Annotated in this window: 21 protein-coding genes and 2 tRNA genes; 14 read left to right on the forward strand and 9 right to left on the reverse strand. The window is 67.8% G+C overall.

The window, feature by feature from the left end:
* The first annotated feature begins 171 nt into the window (after positions 1 to 171).
* From gyrB to ACLJOO_RS11345, 6 genes are all read left to right on the forward strand, one after another.
* Positions 172 to 2232, forward strand: a complete 2061-nt coding sequence (gene gyrB / locus ACLJOO_RS11320; protein ID WP_410786835.1) for a DNA topoisomerase (ATP-hydrolyzing) subunit B — start codon at positions 172 to 174, stop codon at positions 2230 to 2232.
* 42 nt (positions 2233 to 2274) lie between these two features.
* Positions 2275 to 4926, forward strand: coding sequence for a DNA gyrase subunit A (gene gyrA / locus ACLJOO_RS11325; protein WP_410786836.1), 2652 nt, complete (start codon positions 2275 to 2277; stop codon positions 4924 to 4926).
* Entirely contained in the window at positions 4926 to 5774 is an 849-nt protein-coding gene (locus tag ACLJOO_RS11330; protein ID WP_410786837.1) for a DUF3566 domain-containing protein, read from the forward strand. Before gyrA ends, ACLJOO_RS11330 begins: the two co-directional genes overlap by 1 nt.
* A 108-nt stretch (positions 5775 to 5882) precedes the next feature.
* Positions 5883 to 5956, forward strand: a tRNA-Ile gene (locus tag ACLJOO_RS11335).
* A gap of 39 nt (positions 5957 to 5995) precedes the next feature.
* Positions 5996 to 6127 (forward strand): DLW-39 family protein, encoded by a 132-nt coding sequence (locus tag ACLJOO_RS11340; RefSeq protein WP_238150739.1) that lies wholly within the window; start codon positions 5996 to 5998, stop codon positions 6125 to 6127.
* Positions 6128 to 6137: 10 nt separating this feature from the next.
* Positions 6138 to 6213, forward strand: a tRNA-Ala gene (locus ACLJOO_RS11345).
* A gap of 93 nt (positions 6214 to 6306) precedes the next feature.
* Here the strand turns inward: ACLJOO_RS11345 and ACLJOO_RS11350 are convergent.
* The 4 genes from ACLJOO_RS11350 to ACLJOO_RS11365 all read right to left on the reverse strand — a co-directional run bounded on the left by ACLJOO_RS11350 (position 6307) and on the right by ACLJOO_RS11365 (position 9084).
* A complete protein-coding gene (locus tag ACLJOO_RS11350; RefSeq protein ID WP_410786838.1) occupies positions 6307 to 6909 on the reverse strand; it encodes a DUF664 domain-containing protein in 603 nt (200 codons plus the stop codon).
* A 131-nt stretch (positions 6910 to 7040) separates the two neighbouring features.
* Entirely contained in the window at positions 7041 to 7391 is a 351-nt protein-coding gene (locus ACLJOO_RS11355) for a hypothetical protein (RefSeq protein ID WP_410786839.1), read from the reverse strand.
* 62 nt (positions 7392 to 7453) lie between these two features.
* Positions 7454 to 8668 carry an RNA polymerase sigma factor gene (locus ACLJOO_RS11360; RefSeq protein ID WP_410786840.1) on the reverse strand — a complete coding sequence of 405 codons (1215 nt, stop codon included), beginning with the start codon at positions 8666 to 8668 and terminating at the stop codon, positions 7454 to 7456.
* Positions 8668 to 9084 (reverse strand): YciI family protein, encoded by a 417-nt coding sequence (locus tag ACLJOO_RS11365; RefSeq protein ID WP_410786841.1) that lies wholly within the window; start codon positions 9082 to 9084, stop codon positions 8668 to 8670. The genes ACLJOO_RS11360 and ACLJOO_RS11365 overlap by 1 nt, the downstream gene beginning before the upstream one ends.
* A gap of 215 nt (positions 9085 to 9299) precedes the next feature.
* Between ACLJOO_RS11365 and ACLJOO_RS11370 the strand changes: the two genes are divergently transcribed.
* The gene (locus ACLJOO_RS11370) at positions 9300 to 9677 is read left to right on the forward strand and encodes a YciI family protein (protein ID WP_410786842.1); all 378 of its coding nucleotides are present in this window, start codon (positions 9300 to 9302) and stop codon (positions 9675 to 9677) included.
* A 70-nt stretch (positions 9678 to 9747) separates the two neighbouring features.
* Positions 9748 to 10251, forward strand: coding sequence for a DinB family protein (locus ACLJOO_RS11375; protein WP_410786843.1), 504 nt, complete (start codon positions 9748 to 9750; stop codon positions 10249 to 10251).
* A gap of 3 nt (positions 10252 to 10254) precedes the next feature.
* Here the strand turns inward: ACLJOO_RS11375 and ACLJOO_RS11380 are convergent, their stop codons facing one another.
* Complete coding sequence (locus ACLJOO_RS11380; RefSeq protein ID WP_410786844.1) at positions 10255 to 10902, reverse strand: alpha/beta hydrolase-fold protein; 648 nt, start codon at positions 10900 to 10902, stop codon at positions 10255 to 10257.
* A gap of 5 nt (positions 10903 to 10907) precedes the next feature.
* Positions 10908 to 11384: an NUDIX hydrolase gene (locus ACLJOO_RS11385; RefSeq protein WP_410786845.1), complete on the reverse strand. Its 477-nt coding sequence runs from the start codon at positions 11382 to 11384 to the stop codon at positions 10908 to 10910.
* Positions 11385 to 11422: 38 nt separating this feature from the next.
* Here ACLJOO_RS11385 and ACLJOO_RS11390 point away from each other — a divergent pair, with 38 nt between their 5' ends.
* Positions 11423 to 11752 carry a nucleoside triphosphate pyrophosphohydrolase family protein gene (locus tag ACLJOO_RS11390; protein WP_410787149.1) on the forward strand — a complete coding sequence of 110 codons (330 nt, stop codon included), beginning with the start codon at positions 11423 to 11425 and terminating at the stop codon, positions 11750 to 11752.
* A gap of 3 nt (positions 11753 to 11755) precedes the next feature.
* Here ACLJOO_RS11390 and ACLJOO_RS11395 read toward each other — a convergent pair whose 3' ends face one another.
* The 3 genes from ACLJOO_RS11395 to ACLJOO_RS11405 are packed head-to-tail and all read right to left on the reverse strand — an operon-like array spanning position 11756 to position 13528.
* A complete protein-coding gene (locus ACLJOO_RS11395; protein ID WP_410786846.1) occupies positions 11756 to 12319 on the reverse strand; it encodes a DinB family protein in 564 nt (187 codons plus the stop codon).
* 10 nt (positions 12320 to 12329) lie between these two features.
* Complete coding sequence (locus ACLJOO_RS11400; RefSeq protein ID WP_410786847.1) at positions 12330 to 12806, reverse strand: NUDIX hydrolase; 477 nt, start codon at positions 12804 to 12806, stop codon at positions 12330 to 12332.
* Between the two features lie 20 nt (positions 12807 to 12826).
* On the reverse strand, positions 12827 to 13528 hold the full coding sequence (locus ACLJOO_RS11405) for a VOC family protein (protein ID WP_410786848.1): 702 nt from the start codon (positions 13526 to 13528) through the stop codon (positions 12827 to 12829).
* Positions 13529 to 13702: 174 nt separating this feature from the next.
* Between ACLJOO_RS11405 and ACLJOO_RS11410 the strand changes: the two genes are divergently transcribed.
* From ACLJOO_RS11410 to ACLJOO_RS11430, 5 genes are all read left to right on the forward strand, one after another.
* Positions 13703 to 14353: a cutinase family protein gene (locus ACLJOO_RS11410; RefSeq protein WP_410786849.1), complete on the forward strand. Its 651-nt coding sequence runs from the start codon at positions 13703 to 13705 to the stop codon at positions 14351 to 14353.
* 144 nt (positions 14354 to 14497) lie between these two features.
* Entirely contained in the window at positions 14498 to 15280 is a 783-nt protein-coding gene (locus ACLJOO_RS11415; protein ID WP_410786850.1) for an LLM class flavin-dependent oxidoreductase, read from the forward strand.
* A 68-nt stretch (positions 15281 to 15348) separates the two neighbouring features.
* Positions 15349 to 15963 carry an FMN-binding negative transcriptional regulator gene (locus tag ACLJOO_RS11420; RefSeq protein WP_410786851.1) on the forward strand — a complete coding sequence of 205 codons (615 nt, stop codon included), beginning with the start codon at positions 15349 to 15351 and terminating at the stop codon, positions 15961 to 15963.
* Positions 15964 to 15998: 35 nt separating this feature from the next.
* On the forward strand, positions 15999 to 16637 hold the full coding sequence (locus ACLJOO_RS11425; RefSeq protein WP_410786852.1) for an SDR family oxidoreductase: 639 nt from the start codon (positions 15999 to 16001) through the stop codon (positions 16635 to 16637).
* Positions 16638 to 16693: 56 nt separating this feature from the next.
* Positions 16694 to 17476 (forward strand): putative hydro-lyase, encoded by a 783-nt coding sequence (locus tag ACLJOO_RS11430; protein ID WP_410786853.1) that lies wholly within the window; start codon positions 16694 to 16696, stop codon positions 17474 to 17476.
* The last annotated feature ends 31 nt before the right edge of the window (positions 17477 to 17507 follow it).

Here is a 17507-nt window from a genome sequence, read left to right on the forward strand (position 1 = left end):
GGAGAAAAGACGCCCTGAGGTGAGTTTCGGGCGGCTGGTGGCCGGTTCTGCTTCGCTCGACAGGTAGAATGGACGGAGTAGAGCGAGCCGCGCCTTTGCCATCACCGTAGAGGGCGGCTCAACTGTGCCGCGATGCCTCGCGAACGCGGGGTCCGAGGAGGACAACAGCCGGTGACCGACGAGCCGACCGAGATCGACGCCAACCAGTCCGCCGACCCCATCGGCACCGCCGCATCCAGCGAGGAACTCCCCGCGATGCTCGACGCCATCCCGTCGAACGTCGTCGAGCGCGAGTACGACGCGAGCGCGATCCAGGTGCTCGAGGGTCTGGACGCGGTGCGCAAGCGTCCGGGGATGTACATCGGGTCCACCGGTGAGCGCGGTCTGCACCACCTCGTCACCGAGGTGGTCGACAACGCAGTCGACGAGGCGATGGCCGGGTACGGCGACCGCATCGTCGTCACCCTGCTGCCCGACGGCGCCGTCCGCGTCGAGGACAACGGCCGCGGTATCCCGGTCGACATCGTCGAGTCCGAGGGCAAGCCGGCCGTCACCGTCGTACTGACGGTCCTGCACGCCGGCGGCAAGTTCGGCGGCGGCGGGTACAAGGTGTCCGGTGGTCTGCACGGCGTCGGCGTGTCCGTCGTCAACGCGCTCTCCACCCGGCTCAAGGTCGACGTGAAGCTGAAGGGCAAGCTGTACACGCAGACCTTCACACACGGCGTCCCGGACGAGGACCTCGCCGAGGTCGGTACGTCGGAGGCCAACGGGACCACCGTGACGTTCTGGGCGGACCCGGACGTCTTCGAGACCACGACGTACTCCTACGAGACGCTGGCGACCCGGTTCCGCGAGATGGCCTTCCTGAACAAGGGCCTCGAGATCGTGATCCGCGACGAGCGTCCGGACCACACCGAGGACGGTCACCCGGTCGAGCAGGCGTTCAAGGCCGAGAACGGCCTGGTCGACTACGTGAAGTACCTGACCGGCATCCGCGAGACCGTGCACCGTGACGTGATCTCGTTCGAGGCCGCGGCCAACGGCGAGAACAGCATGAGCCTCGAGGTCGCGCTGCAGTGGAGCGGCTCGTTCCAGGAGTCCGTGCACACCTTCGCGAACGCGATCAACACGCACGAGGGCGGCACCCACGAAGAGGGCTTCCGGGCCGCGCTCACCTCACTGGTCAACTCGTTCGGCGAGGACCAGGGCATGATCAAGAAGAAAGAGGACCGGCTCACCGGTGACGACATCCGGGAGGGCCTGACCGCGATCATCTCGGTCAAGCTCGCCGAGCCGCAGTTCGAGGGCCAGACCAAGACCAAGCTCGGCAACACCGAGGTGAAGGGCTTCGTCCAGCGGGTCGTGAACGACAAGCTGGGCGCCTGGTTCGAGCAGAACCCGGCCGAGGGCCGCGAGATCATCCGCAAGGCGACCGCGGCCGCGAGCGCCCGGATCGCGGCCCGCAAGGCCCGCGACCTGGCCCGCAACCGCAAGGGCCTGCTGGGCGGCGGCGGCCTGCCGGGCAAGCTGGCCGACTGCCAGTCGACCAACCCGGAGGAGTGCGAGGTCTACATCGTCGAGGGTGACTCGGCGGGTGGCTCCGCGAAGGGCGGCCGGGACCCGAAGTTCCAGGCCATCCTGCCGATCCGGGGCAAGATCCTGAACGTCGAGAAGGCCCGGATCGACAAGGTCCTGCAGAACAACGAGGTCCAGGCGATCATCTCCGCGCTCGGCACCGGGATCCACGAGGACTTCGACGAGGAGAAGCTGCGGTACCACAAGATCGTGATCATGGCCGACGCCGACGTCGACGGCCAGCACATCCGGACGCTGCTGCTGACCCTGCTGTTCCGCTTCATGCGCCCGCTGATCGAGCGCGGCCACGTGTACGCCGCGCAGCCGCCGCTGTACAAGATCCGCTGGAGCAACCAGCCCGACGAGCTCGCGTACACCGACCGGGAGCGCGACGGACTGCTCGAGGCGGGCTACGAGGCGGGCAAGAAGCTGCCCAAGGAGAACCCGATCCAGCGCTACAAGGGTCTGGGCGAGATGAACGCGAACGAGCTGTGGGACACCACGATGGACCCGGCCAACCGGGTGCTGCTGCAGATCACGCTGGACGACGCGATCCGCGCCGACGAGACGTTCCAGACGCTGATGGGCGACGACATCGAGGCGCGGCGCAGTTTCATCCAGCGCAACGCCAAGGACGTCCGCTTCCTCGACATCTGATCTCGCTGCTCACCGACGTACTGATCTGAACGGGACTTTTTCATGACCGAGACCCCCACTGGCCACGACCGTGTCGAGCCGCTCGACCTGCAGACCGAGATGCAGCAGTCGTACCTCGACTACGCGATGGCGGTCATCGTCGGCCGCGCGCTGCCCGAGGTTCGTGACGGCCTCAAGCCGGTGCACCGCCGCATCCTCTATGCGATGTACGACGGCGGTTACCGGCCGGACCGCGGCTTCAACAAGTGCTCCCGCGTCGTCGGTGACGTCATGGGTCAGTACCACCCGCACGGCGACTCGGCGATCTACGACACCCTGGTCCGGCTGGCGCAGCCGTGGGTGATGCGGGCGCCGCTGATCCAGGGCCAGGGCAACTTCGGGTCGCCAGGCAACGACCCGGCCGCCGCCATGCGGTACACCGAGTGCCGGATGGCGCCGCTGGCGATGGAGATGGTCCGCGACATCGACCAGGAGACGGTCGACTTCCGGCCCAACTACGACGGCAAGTCGCAGGAACCGGTGATCCTGCCGGCCCGCTTCCCGAACCTCCTGGTCAACGGCTCGTCCGGGATCGCGGTCGGGATGGCGACGAACATCCCGCCGCACAACCTGCGTGAGGTCGCGGCTGCGGTCGACTGGGCGCTGGAGCACCCGGACGCGACCCGCGAGGAGCTGCTCGACGCCTGCCTGCAGTACATCAAGGGCCCGGACTTCCCGAACGGCGCTTTGATCGTCGGCTACAAGGGCATCGACGACGCCTACCGCACCGGCCGGGGCTCGGTCACCATGCGCGCGGTCGTCGACATCGAGGAAGACGCCAAGGGCCGGACCAGCCTGGTCGTCACCGAGCTGCCCTACATGGTCAACCCGGACAACCTGGCGCTGAAGATCGCCGAACTGGTGAACACCGGCAAGATGAGCGGCATCGCCGATATCCGGGACGACAGCTCGTCGCGGACCGGTCAGCGACTCGTCATCGTGCTGAAGCGAGACGCTCAGCCGCGCGTCGTACTGAACAACCTCTACAAGCACACGCCGCTGCAGGACACCTTCGGCTGCAACATGCTCGCGCTCGTCGACGGCGTACCGCGCACGCTCAGCGTGGACCTGTTCATCAGCCACTGGATCGACCACCAGATCGAGGTCATCCAGCGGCGGACCCGCTTCCGCCTGCGTGAGGCGGAGAAGAACGCGCACATCTACCGCGGGTACGTGAAGGCGCTCGACGCCCTCGACGAGGTGATCGCGCTGATCCGGCGCAGCCCCGACGTGGACGAGGCGCGCACCGGCCTGATCCAGCTGCTCGAGATCGACGAGATCCAGGCGCAGGCGATTCTGGACATGCAGCTGCGCCGGCTGGCGGCCCTGGAGCGGCAGAAGATCATCGAGCGGTTGCAGGAGCTCGAGGCGATCATCGCCGACCTCGAGGACATCCTGGCCAGCCCGGAGCGGCAGCGGTCGATCGTCAAGGACGAGCTCGCCGAGATCGTCGACAAGTACGGCAACGACCGGCGGACCGAGATCATCGCCGCCGACGGCGACCTGTCGGTGCAGGACCTGGTGCCGGACGAGGACGTGGTCGTCACGATCTCCCGCGGCGGGTACGCGAAGCGGACCAAGACCGACCTGTACCGGACCCAGAACCGCGGCGGCAAGGGCGTCCGCGGCGCCGCACTGCGGGCCGAGGACGAGATCAACCACTTCTTCGCCACCACGAACCATCACTGGATGCTGTTCTTCACCACCAAGGGCCGGGTCTACCGGGCCAAGGTCTGGCAGCTGCCGGAGTCGGCTCGTGACGCCAAGGGCTCGCATGTCGCCGGTCTGCTCTCGTTCCAGCCGGACGAGGAGATCGCCCAGGTGCTGACGCTGCGGGACTACGACCAGTCCGACTACCTGGTGCTCGCGACCAAGAAGGGCCTGGTCAAGAAGACGGCCCTGCGCGACTATGACTCGGCGCGGCAGAGCGGCATCATCGCGGTCAACTTCCGCGAGGAGGACGACGAGCTGATCGGCGCCGACCTGGCCACCGCCGAGGACGACCTGCTGCTGGTGTCCCGGAAGGGTCAGTCGATCCGCTTCACCGCGAACGACGAGCAGCTGCGGCCGATGGGCCGGGCCACCTCCGGCGTCACCGGGATGAAGTTCCGGGCCGGCGACGAGGTGCTGTCGATGTCGGTGATCCGGGCCGGCTCGGAGGAGGACGCACAGTTCGTCTTCACGGTGACCGATGCCGGGTACGCGAAGCGGTCGAGGGTGTCGGAGTACCGGCAGCAGGGCCGTGGCGGACTCGGCATCAAGGCGGTCAAGCTGAACGACGAGCGCGGCTCGCTGGTCGGCGCGATCATCGTCGTCGACGAGGACCAGGTGCTGGCGATCAAGGCCAGCGGGCAGGTCGTCCGCAGCCGGGTCGACAGCGTCCCGGTCAAGGGCCGCGACACGATGGGCGTCCGGTTCGCCGGCGTCGGCGAGTCCGACGCGGTCGTCGCGATCGCCCGGAACACCGATCTGACCGTCGCAGGGGAGGAATCGGAAGCGGCCGAGGAGGGTACTGTCGCTGAAGGTGCCCAGAATGTGGACGGATCGACAACCGAATCCACCTCTGAGAGCGTCCAGAATGATGAAGAGCGTTCGACGGACGTGGACGGCGCGGCTACCGTCGAAGACGACGAAGCCGGCCAGGAGGGTGACTGATGACCAACCGCGCGAGGCCGACATGGCCTGAAGGTGCGGCCGACAGCTCCAACTCCCAGCGCACCGCGCAGGGCGGGAAGCCGTCAGCTGCTCCGGCCAACCCGGCTTCCAACGGTCGTTCCAACGGCGTTCCCGGCGCCAACGGCCAGCAGAGGACAGGTACGCCGAACGGCCAGCGGCCGTCCGAGTACCGCCCGCAGGCCCCAGGGTCCGCACCGGCGCGGCCGCAGCAGCCGGCCCCGAGTACACCCGGTCGCCCGGAGCCGTGGACGCCCCCGTCGGTCGTCACGCCCGTCGGCGGCGCCCCGTCGTACGGCGGGAACGAGGCGAAGACCGAGTCCTTCGGTGACCGGATGAGCTCGGCACGACAGGCCGTCCTGGACAAGGCCGCCGCGGTGAAGGCCGACAAGGCCGAGCGGGCCGGGGCCAAGCAGGAGCGGCTCGCCGAGAAGGACGCCAAGACATCCGGCCGGCCGCAGACGCGGAAGGCGCGCCTGCGGATGTCCCGGATCGACCCGTGGTCGGTGATGAAGACGGCGTTCCTGCTGGCGATCGCTTTCGGGATCGTAACCTGGGTCGCGGTCTTCATCGTCTGGTCCGCGATCGGCGCGGCCGGGGTGTTCGACAACATCAACTCGACCGTCCAGGAAGTCCTCGGGACGCCGGCGGGCGAACCGTTCCGGGTCGAGAACTACGTCAACACCGGCAAGGTGATGGGCTTCACCACGCTGCTGGCATGCGCCGACGTGCTGATCATCACGGCGCTCGCGACCCTCGGATCGTTCCTCTACAACATCGCCGCCACGCTCCTCGGCGGCCTCGAAGTCACGCTGGCGTCGGAGGACTGACCCGGCACCTCCCGTTCCGGCCGGACCTGCTCCAGGCCCGGCCGGAACCGGTTTGGGAGTAGGGCACTTGGTGCGGTAATCTCTCCCGGGTTCGACACCGCAGTACGCGGGCCTATAGCTCAGACGGTTAGAGCGCTGCCCTGATAAGGCAGAGGTCACTGGTTCAAGTCCAGTTAGGCCCACCCTCACGTTGTTTCGAAGCCACATCCGAGGAGTCTCCAGTGCTGAGAAAGATCCTGCTGGTGCTGCTGGCCGGCGTCGGTGGATACTTCGTGTACAAGAAGACCCAGCAGTCCCGCGCCGAGAAGGACCTCTGGGCCGAGGTCGCCGACCCGGTAACCCCGGGCCACTGACCACCCCAACGGGGGCGTAGCTCAACTGGCAGAGCACTGCCTTTGCAAGGCAGGGGTTAGGGGTTCAAGTCCCCTCGTCTCCACCAACCGCCGGTTGCTCCTGAGCAACCGGCGTTCGTGCGTACGGCACTTGTCGAAGCAGCCCCTGAAGCCCGGCGTCGCCCCCTGTTAGCCCCGGGCTAGGGAACGGGGAACTCGCCGGGTGGCCCCTCGCCGGTGGACCCGTCGACCGCCTCGCGCAACAAGTCGGCGTGACCGGTGTGGCGGGCGTACTCCTCGATCGTGTCGCTGATGAGCCGCCGCAGACTCATCCCGCCTTCGGGGGCGTAGTCAAGACCCGACTCGGAGAGGACACCGGCGACCGCTGCCCGAGAGCGATGTACCGCCCGCAACCAGCGGTCGCGGAGCGCCTCGGGATCGTCGTCCTTGGCCGACTCCCAAGCCCAGGTCTCCCAGGTGGAGTCGTGGTCGACGTCCCGGAACTCGGGCAGGAGGGGCGCACCGATCAGGTCGTTCTGAAACTTCAACTCCTCACAGAGCGCCAGGTGCTTGAGAAGTCCGCCGAGGGTGAGCGCGGACCTACCGACATGCAACTGCAGACCGTCCGCATCCACCCCCCAACACTTCCAGGCGAACGTACGACGATTGCGCTCCAGAGTAATGAGGGCGGTCTGGATCTCGTTGCCGTGCATGAAAACGGCAACGTCCCACTCTGGAGGTTGTCCGGGCGTGAACCCGGTCGCGCTCGTCAGCGATGAAGCTGGGACTGAGTTCGTATCCATGCTGGGAGCGTAGAACCGGAAGCGGACGAGTTACTTCCGGAATTACCGCCAACCTCGTCTATCCGATTGCGATCCGCCACCGGACGGGTGCCGCGTTCTGCACGACCCCGAGAATCTCTTCGGCGGCGCCCTCAGGTCCATTCGTAGTAGTCGGGGGCTGGGTCGGCCGTGAAGCGGACGGCGTTGATGGTTGTCTGGCCGTTGATCCAGGCTTTTGAGATTCGGTGTCCGCCGTCCATCAGCCGGCCGTCCGCCGAGAGGATCACTGGGTAGCTGAGGTCGGCCTTTTGGATGCGGTCGGCGTGGCTGGCGACCATTCGGCACGTGACGGGCGCGCCTCCGAACCAGCAGTCCTCGTCGAACTCGCGGATTGCGTCGATCGGTACGGATTCGACAGGGAGACCTTCGGACAACTTCCAGAGGCGTTCGGTCAGGTAGAAAGCCCGACCGCCGGGCACGGCACGCGAGTGCTTCTCAGGCATCGGGTGATTATCGAAAGCAGCCGGCGGAGCTGTCCACAGGATTCCCCACAGGGGTGAACAAGTCAGTCCAGTGCGGCGGCTTTGCGTAGGAGGATTGAGCGTTCGGGTTGGTTGGTGCACAGGCGGGCGGCTAGTTCCAGTTCGGCGCGGGCCTCGGATTGTCGGCCGAGCCGGGTCAGGAGTTCACCTCGTACGGTCGGGACCAGGTGTGAGCCGGGGAGTCGGTCCAAGGCGACCAGCTCGTCCACGATGGCCAGGGCCTGGGCCGGACCTGAGGCCATGGCTACGGCGACGGCTCGGTTGAGTTCGACCACCGGCGAGGGCGCGACCCGGCCGAGCGCTTCGTACAGTACGACGATCCGGTCCCAGTCCGTCTCCTCGACCGAGGGTGCCGACGCGTGGGCGGCGGCGATCGCTGCCTGCAGTCCGTAGGGGCCGAGGCCGCGGGGCGATGCCTTGACCAGCGCGGCCAGCCCACGGCGAATCGCCGACAAGTCCCACCGGCTCCGATCCTGGTCCTCCAGCAGGATCGGCGTACCGTCTGGGCTCGTCCGCGCCGGGAAGCGCGCGGCTGTCAGCTCGAACAACGCCAGCAGGCCGTGCACCTCCGGCTCGTCCGGCTGCAGCGCGGCCAGGGTGCGGGCGAGTCGGATCGCCTCGTACGCGACGTCGGGCCGCACCAGCCGCTCGCCCGACGTGGCCGTCGACCCCTCGGCGAAGATCACGTAGAGCACACTGAGCACGCCGCCCAATCGCTCCCGGCGCTCGGCAGCCGCCGGCAGTTCGAACGGCACCCCGGCCGCGGCGATCGTCTTCTTGCCCCGGGTGATGCGGGCCTGCACGGTCGGCACGGGTACGAGGAATGCGCGAGCGATCTCTTCGCTGGTCAGGCCGCCGACCACGCGCAGAGTCAGCGCCACCTGGGCCTCGCGGGAGAGCACCGGGTGGCAACTGATGAACATCAGCGCCAGGACGTCGTCGTCGATCCTGTCCGGGTCGATCTCGTCGTCGACGGCCGCGGTGGATGCCAGCAATGCGTACCGGTCTTTCAGGGCGGTACGGCGGCGGATCGCGTCGATCGCCCGCCGCCGGGCCGTGGCCATCAGCCAGCCGGCCGGACTGGCCGGGGCGGCAACCGGCCACGACACCAGTGCCTCGGCCACCGCCTCCTGAGCCGCGTCCTCGGCCAAGCCGAAATCGCCGGTGAACCGGGTCAGCGCGGCGACGATCCGCGCCGACTCGATCCGCCAGACGGCCTCGACGCCGGCCGCATCCATCAGCTCTCGCCGTTGCTCTCGCGGTAGGCGTCCGCCTTGACGAACTTCGCGCTGTCCTGCGGGACCTCGTCCTCGCCCGGCACCCGCCGGACCTCGATCTTGGACCCGGGCACCGCCGGGACCCGCTTGGCCCACTCGACCGCCTCCTGCTTCGAGGCGACGTCGAGCAGGAAGTAGCCTCCGAACAGTTCCTTGGTCTCGCCGTACGGCCCGTCCGTGACGACCGGCGCCTCGCCGGTGAAGTGCACCACGACGCCCTGCGCCGGATCGTCCAGCCCCTCGGCCGCGACGTACACGCCGGCCTTGTCCAGCTCTTCGATGAACTGGCGGGTCGTGGTCATCATCTCGTCGATGTTGGCCATCATGGCCGCGTTCGTCTCGTCGGTGCCCCGCATGATCAGCATGTACTGCGCCATCACGTACTCCTTGTCCGACGGGGCCGCCTTTCGGCCCGCGCACCCCCAGGTCGAACGGGCGGCCCACGGATCGACACGGCCCCGAAAAAACTTCCCGACGCCGTTCCCCAAGCATGCCGCACAGATTGGTTGTGGGATGGTGTCGGATCAGGGCGTCGGCGTTCGTGGAGTTGGTGTGGCGGCCGTTCGGGTCGTCGCGCCGAGAGGAGACGACAGTGGCTGAGTATCTGATCTCGTTCAACGACGAGTGGGTGCCGGATCAGACGGAGGATGACCTGCGCACCAAGGCTGCCGGTGGGAGGGCGGTGATCGCGGAGATGGAGGAGGCCGGAATCTTCATTTTCAGCAACGGCGCGCTCGACGCCTCCACCGCGATCTGCAGCGTCGAGGCGAAGGACGGAGAGCCGATCTTCAGCGACGGCCCGTACGCCGAGACCAAGGAGCACCTCGGTGGTTTCGCGGTCATCGACGTACCGGACGACGAGACGGCGCGCTACTGGGCCGGCCGGCTCGCCGTCGTACTCAACTGGCCGCAGGAGGTCCACCGCTTCCCCAACCCGATCCGCCACAACCCCCCAACCGAATCCGCCTGAACCCCCGGGTGGGCGAGCCACATCCGCTCGCCCACCCCGCGCAGGACAGCCAAACGGTAGGGTCGGCGGAATGTCGACCTGGAGCGTGCCTGAGCGGGTTGAGCCGCCGAACAATCCGATCGACGAGCGGGCCGCGCTCGAAGATCGCCTCGAGTTCCAGCGGACGACGTTGCTGATGAAGTGCGGCGGGCTGACGCCGGAGCAACTGGTACTGCGGTCGGTGCCGCCGTCAACGATGTCCCTGCTCGGTCTGGTGCGGCATCTGTCCGGTGTCGAGGCCTGGTTCCATACGTACGACGGCCAACCGGATCACCTGTACTTCTGGGACTACGTGCCGGGGGCGGCCAAGGGATTCGCCGCCGACGTCGCACATGCGGCCGACGACCTGGCCAGCTATCAAGCCAGTGTCGCCCGGTCGCGTGCCGCCGTGGCAGGTCTCGGGCTCGATGCGATCAGCCCGGGTGACGACTACACGCTGCGGTGGATCTACCTGCACCTGATCGAGGAGTACGCGCGGCACAACGGGCACGCGGATCTCCTCCGGGAGCGCATCGACGGCGCCACGGGTGAATAGGTTTCAGTTGCTGAAGGCCCAGGACGCCATCAGCGGGAACTCGGCCTGCCAGAAGGGGTCGCCGTGGTCTCCCTCGCGTTCGGTGAGGACCACGTCGGCGTCGGCGTCGCGGAGGGCGTCGGCCCAGCGGGCGGCGTTCTCCATGAACCATGGTTCGAGGGTTCCGGCGACCAGGTAGGCGCGCGGGAGCGAGCCCGGCATGACCTCCGGCGGCCGGTAGCCGCCACCAGGTGAGGCGGCGAAGATCGAGCCGAAGATGTCAGGGTGGCGAATGCCCATGGCCAGGGCGAGTTCCGCGCTCGCCGATACGCCGCACACCGCGGTCCGTTCGGCTGGCAGGTCCACACCGAAGCGGGACCGTACCCAGTCGCGGACGTCCTCGACGAAGAACTTCTCGTGCGCCGCGAACCGTTCCTCGTTGAACGACGGCGAGTACTCCTCGATCCGCACCATCTCGTCCGGGTCGTCCGTACGGTACGCACCGACCACCATCGTCGACGGTACGTCGGCCTGCTCGAGATCCGCGCCCCACTGGGTGATCAGTTGGCCGTCACCCGCGAACACGATGGCTTCCGGTGGATCCGCGGGCACGTAGACGGCCACCTGCCGCCCACCGTCGTACTCGAACGTCTCGGTGACGAGTTCTCCCATTGATCTCACCGTTCCAGTGGGCAAAGCATCGCGAGGGCTGCGTCGATCGGGTACAGATCGGTCAGCGGCCCGCCTGGACTCCACCAGACAGCCTCCGACATCTCGTCGTTCGGCGCGAACGGCCGGGGCGTGTCGACGTACCCGCGGTAGATGGCCAGGAACTCCAGCCGATCGTCAGGAGCGACCCGGATCTTCACCACCCCGGCGAAGTCGAGTGAGTCCGCCCGCTGACCGCTCTCTTCATCAAGCTCCCGTACGGCGGCCTCACGAGCCGACTCACCCGGATCGATCATGCCGCCGGGCAGCTCCCAGCCATGATGGAACCGATTGAAGACCATCAAGCACTTCGCACCCCACCAGAGAACAACGAGTGAGGCGGTCAGCGGCACGGAGGGATCCAGCTCGCCGAGGTCCTCCTCATGGAGGCGGTCGAAGGTGAGGAGGACTGAGCCGTCGGTGTTCTGGACCGGGAGGTCGTACATGGGGCATGAGTGTTGCAAGACTGGTGGGTGTGAGTGAAATGGATTTCAGTGGTTATCAGCAGGCGGCGGCGCGGACCGGAGGGCTGGTCGCGACCGATCATCCGATCGTGTACCCGACCTTGGGGCTGGTGAACGAGGCGGGCGAGGTTGCGGGCAAGGTGAAGAAGATCTTCCGGGATCGGCAGGGCGTGATCACCGACGCGGACCGGCACGCGCTGACGCTCGAGCTGGGTGACGTGCTCTGGTACCTGTCCGAGCTGTGCACCAGGCTCGAGATCCGGCTCGAGGACGTTGCCGAACACAACATCGCCAAACTCGCCGACCGGGCGTCCCGCGGTGTCCTCGGAGGCGATGGCGACCTGCGCTGAGCTTCAGGGCCGGAAGCGGTCGGCGACCGCCTGGATCTGTGCTCTCCTGTCGTCCCAAAACGCCGCGTCAACGGTCGTGTTCTCGCTGCCGATTCGGCCGTCGAGCTGTTCGCGGAGTATGTCGGCATGCCCGGCGTGCTGCGACGTTTCGGCAACCATCCTGATCAGCAGCACACCAAGCGTCGTCTCGCGGTGCCCGTCGGCCCAGTGCGCGACGTACCCCGGACTGTTCAGCTCGAGCGAGGCGACAGTGATGTCGGCGTGAGCGCACGCCTTTCGATACACGTCGACGACGTACTCTCGCGACTCGTCCGGCGTCGCCCACATGTCGATCTCGGTGGACGGGTCATCCCGAAACCACGAGGGCCGCTCCACCGGCGGCCGCCCGAACGACTCACCGAGGTACCCGTACTCCAGCCCGGCCAGATGCTTGACCAACCCGAGCAGATTCGTCCCGGTCGGAGCCAACGGCCGCCGTACGTCGTACTCCGACAGCCCGTCCAACTTGGCGGTCACCACCGCCCGACTCACCTGCAGAACCCGCAACAACTCCGCCTGAGAATCCACGAACCGAAACCTAGTGCTCGATCAGCCCCTCGGCTTTCACCGGTGCGACGTGGCCGGTGGGCGGGCGCGACTGGGCCAGGGTGACCCCGATGTCGACCAGGGCAGCGCGACGGAGCGTCGGTACCTCCGCGATCGGGGTCCAGACGGACTCCGCGGTCTCGCCGTTGGGCTCGGGCCGGGTCGTCCCGGCGGTGATGCGGACGGCGTAGAAGATGCCGATGTTCTGATGGTCATCGGCCCCTGGACGACGCCGTACCGCGGCCGGCACGATCCGCGAGTCGACCCCCAGCAGCCGCTCGACGACCGACTCGTACCCGGTTTCCTCGGCGACCTCGCGCGTCACGGCGTCGAACGGATCCTCACACGGCTCGACACCACCGCCCGGCAGAGTCCACCAACTCCCATCGCCGTACGGCGAGACGTACCGCGCCAGCAGCACCCGCCCGTCCTTGACACACACCGCATACGCCGCCACCCGTCGACTCATCCCGCGACCCTAACCCGGGGTCAGATGCAGAACGGGTGCCCGGCCGGGTCGGCGTACACGTAGTGGTCCGGTCCGCTGGTTTGCAGCGGTTGAGCGCCGACCGCCACTGCATGATCGCGCGCAGCAGGCACATCGTCCGTGGAGAGATCCAGGTGGACCTGCTGCGGGTACGCCGGGTCGGGCCATCGCGGAGCCGCGGCACTGGAACGCTGGAAGGCAACCCCCGGTGAGCCGGCCAGCTCGACCCGGTCGGGGGTATCGAGCTCGCGCTCGGGCAGATCGAGGAGCGCGCTGTAGAACGCGGCCAGCGCCTGCGGTTCAGGGCAGTCGATGACGATCCGAGCGACCTCCGCACGCTCCGTCGGTGATTCGTAGAGGCAGAACGGATGGCCGATCGGATCGGCGTACACCTGCCATGCCTGTGAGTCGTCGAGCAGCGTCGCACCGGGAATCTCAACCTGCGCAAGATCAGGTACGGCGATGTCGAGGTGCATCTGCTGTGGGTACGCCGGATCCGGCCACCGTGGCGCGCCGTAGTCGATCGGCCCGTCGCCGAAGGCGAGGTTGAGTCGATCATCGCCGATCAGGAACCAGTCCTCGCGGATCACGCGCATTCCCAGCAGTTCCGCGTAGAACCCTGCAATCGGCCGAGCCCCGCGGTCGTAGCTCTCAGGCGTGTTCCCGGGGCATGCGAACACGACGTTCTGAATCCCGAGCCTCACTCTCCAGCCTCCTGCATGTCGACGTTGTGCCTCCAACACCTACCGGTTGGTGGACGTATCCGGCCAGGGGATGGCCGGATCTGTTCACGTCACGGGGATGCGATCGGGCGCTGTTAGCGTCGGCCCGGCGTGATCGATTGATTGCGCTCAGCAACCATTACTCGGGAGGATTCGATGAGGAAGATTGCGGCCTTGGTGGCCGGTCTGGGCGCGGCCGCCGGCGGCGTCTATGTCGTGGCGGCACCGGCGGCGCAGGCGGCCGACTGTGGAGGCACCTACACGATCGTGGTCGGCGGCACCGGCGACAACGACTCCAACGCGCCGTACTGGCAGGGGAACATCAGCCAGCGCGTCGGGTACCCGGCCCAGCCGATCGGCTACAACGCCCGGCAGGGTGTCAACGAGCTGAACCGGCTGATCCGGGACCACCGGAACGCGTGCCCGGACCAGCATGTGAAGGCGGTCGGGTTCTCGCTCGGCGCCGCGGTGGTGCACACGTGGGTCACCGAGAACTGGCAGACGATCGACAACGTCAACGCGGTATTGATCGCCGACCCGAAGCGGGCCGCGGGTCCGGAGAACGCCGGAGTCGCGGCGCACCCGGCCGTCGCCCCGCTCATCGGCGCCCCGCTGGCCGGCGCCGACACCTTCTTCGGCGACATCCCGGTCCTGACCCTGTGCACCGACGACATCATCTGCAACCTGGACGCGAAGTCCGGGGTCCCCGGCTACATCTGGGGAGCCCACGGAAACTACAACTTCAACGTCGACGCCTACTCCGACGACGCCCGCGGCCAGTGGTTCAACGGGGTCTACATCCCCTGAGACGTACCTAACGACAGGTAGTGCACCTGCGAGACGCCGTACGCGCGGTCTCGACCACGCTCAGGTGCACTACCTCACCGCCTGATACCTCCTGTCCATGGCGCACACCGGAATGGTTCGGTGCGGCGCGAGGTTGGGCCGGGTATGACAGTTGAGATCGGGGTCATTCTGCCGACGTCGTCGCCGGATCCGGCGCGGGCGATTCTCGGGGATGTGCGGGAGAGCGCGCGGTACGCCGAGGAGGTCGGGCTGGACTCGGTGTGGTCGACGGATCATCTGGTCGCGAGTGCGCCGATGCTGGACAGTTCCGTCGTACTGGCGACTGCGGCTGCCGTGACCGAGCGGATCACGGTCGGGTACAACGTGATGCTGCTGGCGTTACGGCCGGTTGCGTGGGCGGCGAAGCAGATCAGCACGTTGCAACTGGTGTCGAACAACCGGCTCGTGCTCGGTGTCGGGACCGGCAATCCCGCGCACGGCGACATCGGCTGGCGGGCGGCCGGTGTCGAGTTCGCGGACCGCGGCCGGCTGACGGACGAGGCGCTCGCCGTACTCCCGGATCTCATCGCAGGCAAACCCGCGACGCTCGCGACGGACCTCGACGTGACGATCGCTCCCGGATCGCCGGTACCGCCGATCTTCGTGGCCGGGAACGGCGTACGGGCGTATCGACGAGCGGCGGCGTACGCCGATGGGTGGGCGACGATCGCGGCGTCGCCGACGGAAGTACGGACGAGCCTGGAGCGGATCAACGAACTTGCCGACGGCAAGCAGTTGAAGGCGACCGTGGTCGCACCCCAGCTCGACGGCGATCCGCTCGAGCAACTCGCCGCGTACGAGGCGGCCGGCGTCGAGCGCGTCATCCTCCCGCCCACCGGCGACTGGCACGACGACTACGACCGAGCCGCCGCCCTCCGTCACAGCTGAAATGGGCTGACGAAACGCAAACGGATTGGACCTGTCCGCTGCCTCGCCTGGGTGTGGAGACTGGATCCATGTACGTTCCTGCGCACTTCGCCCCTGATGACGAGGCCGTTCTCGAGTTGCTCGCCCAGCACGGAGCAGCGGATCTGGTGACGATGACGCCCGACGGGCTGACAGCGACGATGCTGCCGTTCGTCCACGATCGCGAGCGGAACGTCCTGCTCGGACACCTGGCGCGGAACAACGAGCACTGGCGCCTCCCCGTGATCGGCGATGCGCTGGTGATCATGCGCGGACCGGACGCCTACGTCTCCCCGACCTGGTACGCCTCCAAGCGCGACCACGGCCGCGTCGTCCCGACCTGGAACTACATCACCGCCCACGTGCACGGAACGATGACCGTGCGCGACGACCCTGCCTGGGTCGAGAACGTTGTACGGGGCTTGTCCGACCATCACGAGACCGGCCGGGCGGAGCCGTGGTCCGTGGACGATGCGCCGGCGAAGTACGTCGCCGGCCAACTGCGGGCGATCGTCGGCGTGGAGATCGCGATCAAGCGGATCGAAGCCGAGTTCAAGCTCAGCCAGAACCGCCCGGCCGCGGACATCGACGGGGTGATCGACGGCCTCCGGGCCGACGGCGACGAGCGGTCCGCCACAGCAGTCGCCCAGCACCGCCGCGCTTGACCTTGACCTGGAGGGCAAGGTTTACGATTCCCGCCATGTCTGGAGTTGTCGTGGTGGGAGTAGGTCCTGGGATCGGGCTCGCGGTGGCGCGGCGGTTCGTCCGGGAGGGGATGAGCGCCGGGTTGATCGCGCGCTCGGAGGCGACGGTGAAGGCCGCGGCCAAGGAGCTCGGGAGTGCCGGCGTACTGCCGATCACGGCCGACGTGACGGACGAAGCCGGCCTCCGCTCCGCGCTCGATCAGGTGGTCGAGGCGTACGGCGTACCTGAGGTGGTCGTCTACAACGCCGCGCTGATCCAGCCGGACCGGATCGGCGACCTCAGCGCGCAGCAGCATCTCGACGCGTTGGCGGTGAACGTGGTCGGCGCGATCACCACCGCAGCCCACCTCGCGCCGGCGATGGCCGAGCGTGGCAGCGGATCGTTCCTGATCACCGGCGGCATGCCCCTGCCGAAGCCTGACTACGCGAGCCTCTCCCTCGGGAAGGCCGGCGTCCGCGCCGTCGTCACCCTCCTCGATCAGCAGTACGGCGCGGCCGGCGTCCACGCCGCGAGCGTCACGGTCAGCGGCGGCGTCTCCCCCGGCAGCGGCTGGGACCCGGACGACATCGCGAACCACTACTGGCGCCTGCACACCCAGACTCCGGCCGAATGGATCCACGAGATCGTCATCTGACCTCTTGTCGTATTGTTCAACAATCTCTATCGTGAGATCACCTGAGAGGGGGTCTCATGACGACGACTGCAACGCTCACTCCGGCCCAGGCACGGTCACTGTTCCGGGACGACTACAGCGGGCCGACCACCGGTTGGGCCGGCGGGTACACGCAGACCAACCTGATCGCAGTCCCCGCCGACTGGGCGTACGACGTGTTGCTCTTCTGCACGCGCAACCCGCAGGCCTGCCCGGTGCTCGACGTGAGTGATCCGGGCGACCCGACGACGCGGCTTGCCCGTGGCGCGGACCTCCGGACCGATCTCCCGCAGTACCGGATCTGGCAGGACGGCGAGTTGGTGGCCGAGGTGGCGGATGCGACCGAGGTGTGGCGGGACGACCTGGTCGCGTTCTCGCTCGGGTGCAGTTTCACGTTCGAGAGTGCGCTCGCGGCCGAGGGGGTTCCGCTGCGGCACGTCGATCAGGGGCGGAACGTGGCGATGTACGTGACCGACCGCGAGTGCGAGCCCGCTGGGCGGTTGCACGGTCCGCTAGTGGTGTCGATGCGCCAGATTCCGGCGGACCGGGTCGACGACGCCGTACGGATCACGCGAGCGATGCCCGCCGTGCACGGCGGGCCGGTGCACATCGGAGACCCGAGCGAGTTGGGGATCACCGACCTCGCGCGGCCCGACTTCGGCGATCCGGTCGACGCGGCCGACGGCGACGTACCGGTGTTCTGGGCGTGCGGGGTGACTCCGCAGGCGGCACTGATGGCGTCCCGGCCGCCGTACGCGATCACGCACGCGCCGGGCTACATGTTCATCACCGACCGCCGCGACAGCGACTACCGCGTCTAGGTCCTGTCTGGCAATCCATCGCCTACTGCGG

The organism is Kribbella sp. C-35 (genome assembly GCF_046549195.1).
GTDB lineage: Bacteria > Actinomycetota > Actinomycetes > Propionibacteriales > Kribbellaceae > Kribbella.

What these genes read in the sequence shown, in the direction of transcription:
- ACLJOO_RS11360 (WP_410786840.1), bottom strand. Translation starts at nt 8,668, where the DNA reads ATGGATGCGGCCGGCGTCGAGGCCGTCTGGCGGATCGAGTCGGCGCGG.
- ACLJOO_RS11355 (WP_410786839.1), bottom strand. Translation starts at nt 7,391, where the DNA reads ATGCCTGAGAAGCACTCGCGTGCCGTGCCCGGCGGTCGGGCTTTCTAC.
- ACLJOO_RS11425 (WP_410786852.1), top strand. Translation starts at nt 15,999, where the DNA reads ATGTCTGGAGTTGTCGTGGTGGGAGTAGGTCCTGGGATCGGGCTCGCG.
- ACLJOO_RS11400 (WP_410786847.1), bottom strand. Translation starts at nt 12,806, where the DNA reads ATGAGTCGACGGGTGGCGGCGTATGCGGTGTGTGTCAAGGACGGGCGG.
- ACLJOO_RS11350 (WP_410786838.1), bottom strand. Translation starts at nt 6,909, where the DNA reads ATGGATACGAACTCAGTCCCAGCTTCATCGCTGACGAGCGCGACCGGG.
- ACLJOO_RS11375 (WP_410786843.1), top strand. Translation starts at nt 9,748, where the DNA reads ATGTCGACCTGGAGCGTGCCTGAGCGGGTTGAGCCGCCGAACAATCCG.
- ACLJOO_RS11385 (WP_410786845.1), bottom strand. Translation starts at nt 11,384, where the DNA reads ATGTACGACCTCCCGGTCCAGAACACCGACGGCTCAGTCCTCCTCACC.
- ACLJOO_RS11380 (WP_410786844.1), bottom strand. Translation starts at nt 10,902, where the DNA reads ATGGGAGAACTCGTCACCGAGACGTTCGAGTACGACGGTGGGCGGCAG.
- ACLJOO_RS11410 (WP_410786849.1), top strand. Translation starts at nt 13,703, where the DNA reads ATGAGGAAGATTGCGGCCTTGGTGGCCGGTCTGGGCGCGGCCGCCGGC.
- ACLJOO_RS11365 (WP_410786841.1), bottom strand. Translation starts at nt 9,084, where the DNA reads ATGGCGCAGTACATGCTGATCATGCGGGGCACCGACGAGACGAACGCG.
- ACLJOO_RS11330 (WP_410786837.1), top strand. Translation starts at nt 4,926, where the DNA reads ATGACCAACCGCGCGAGGCCGACATGGCCTGAAGGTGCGGCCGACAGC.
- ACLJOO_RS11390 (WP_410787149.1), top strand. Translation starts at nt 11,423, where the DNA reads ATGGATTTCAGTGGTTATCAGCAGGCGGCGGCGCGGACCGGAGGGCTG.
- ACLJOO_RS11415 (WP_410786850.1), top strand. Translation starts at nt 14,498, where the DNA reads ATGACAGTTGAGATCGGGGTCATTCTGCCGACGTCGTCGCCGGATCCG.
- ACLJOO_RS11420 (WP_410786851.1), top strand. Translation starts at nt 15,349, where the DNA reads ATGTACGTTCCTGCGCACTTCGCCCCTGATGACGAGGCCGTTCTCGAG.
- gyrA (WP_410786836.1), top strand. Translation starts at nt 2,275, where the DNA reads ATGACCGAGACCCCCACTGGCCACGACCGTGTCGAGCCGCTCGACCTG.
- ACLJOO_RS11430 (WP_410786853.1), top strand. Translation starts at nt 16,694, where the DNA reads ATGACGACGACTGCAACGCTCACTCCGGCCCAGGCACGGTCACTGTTC.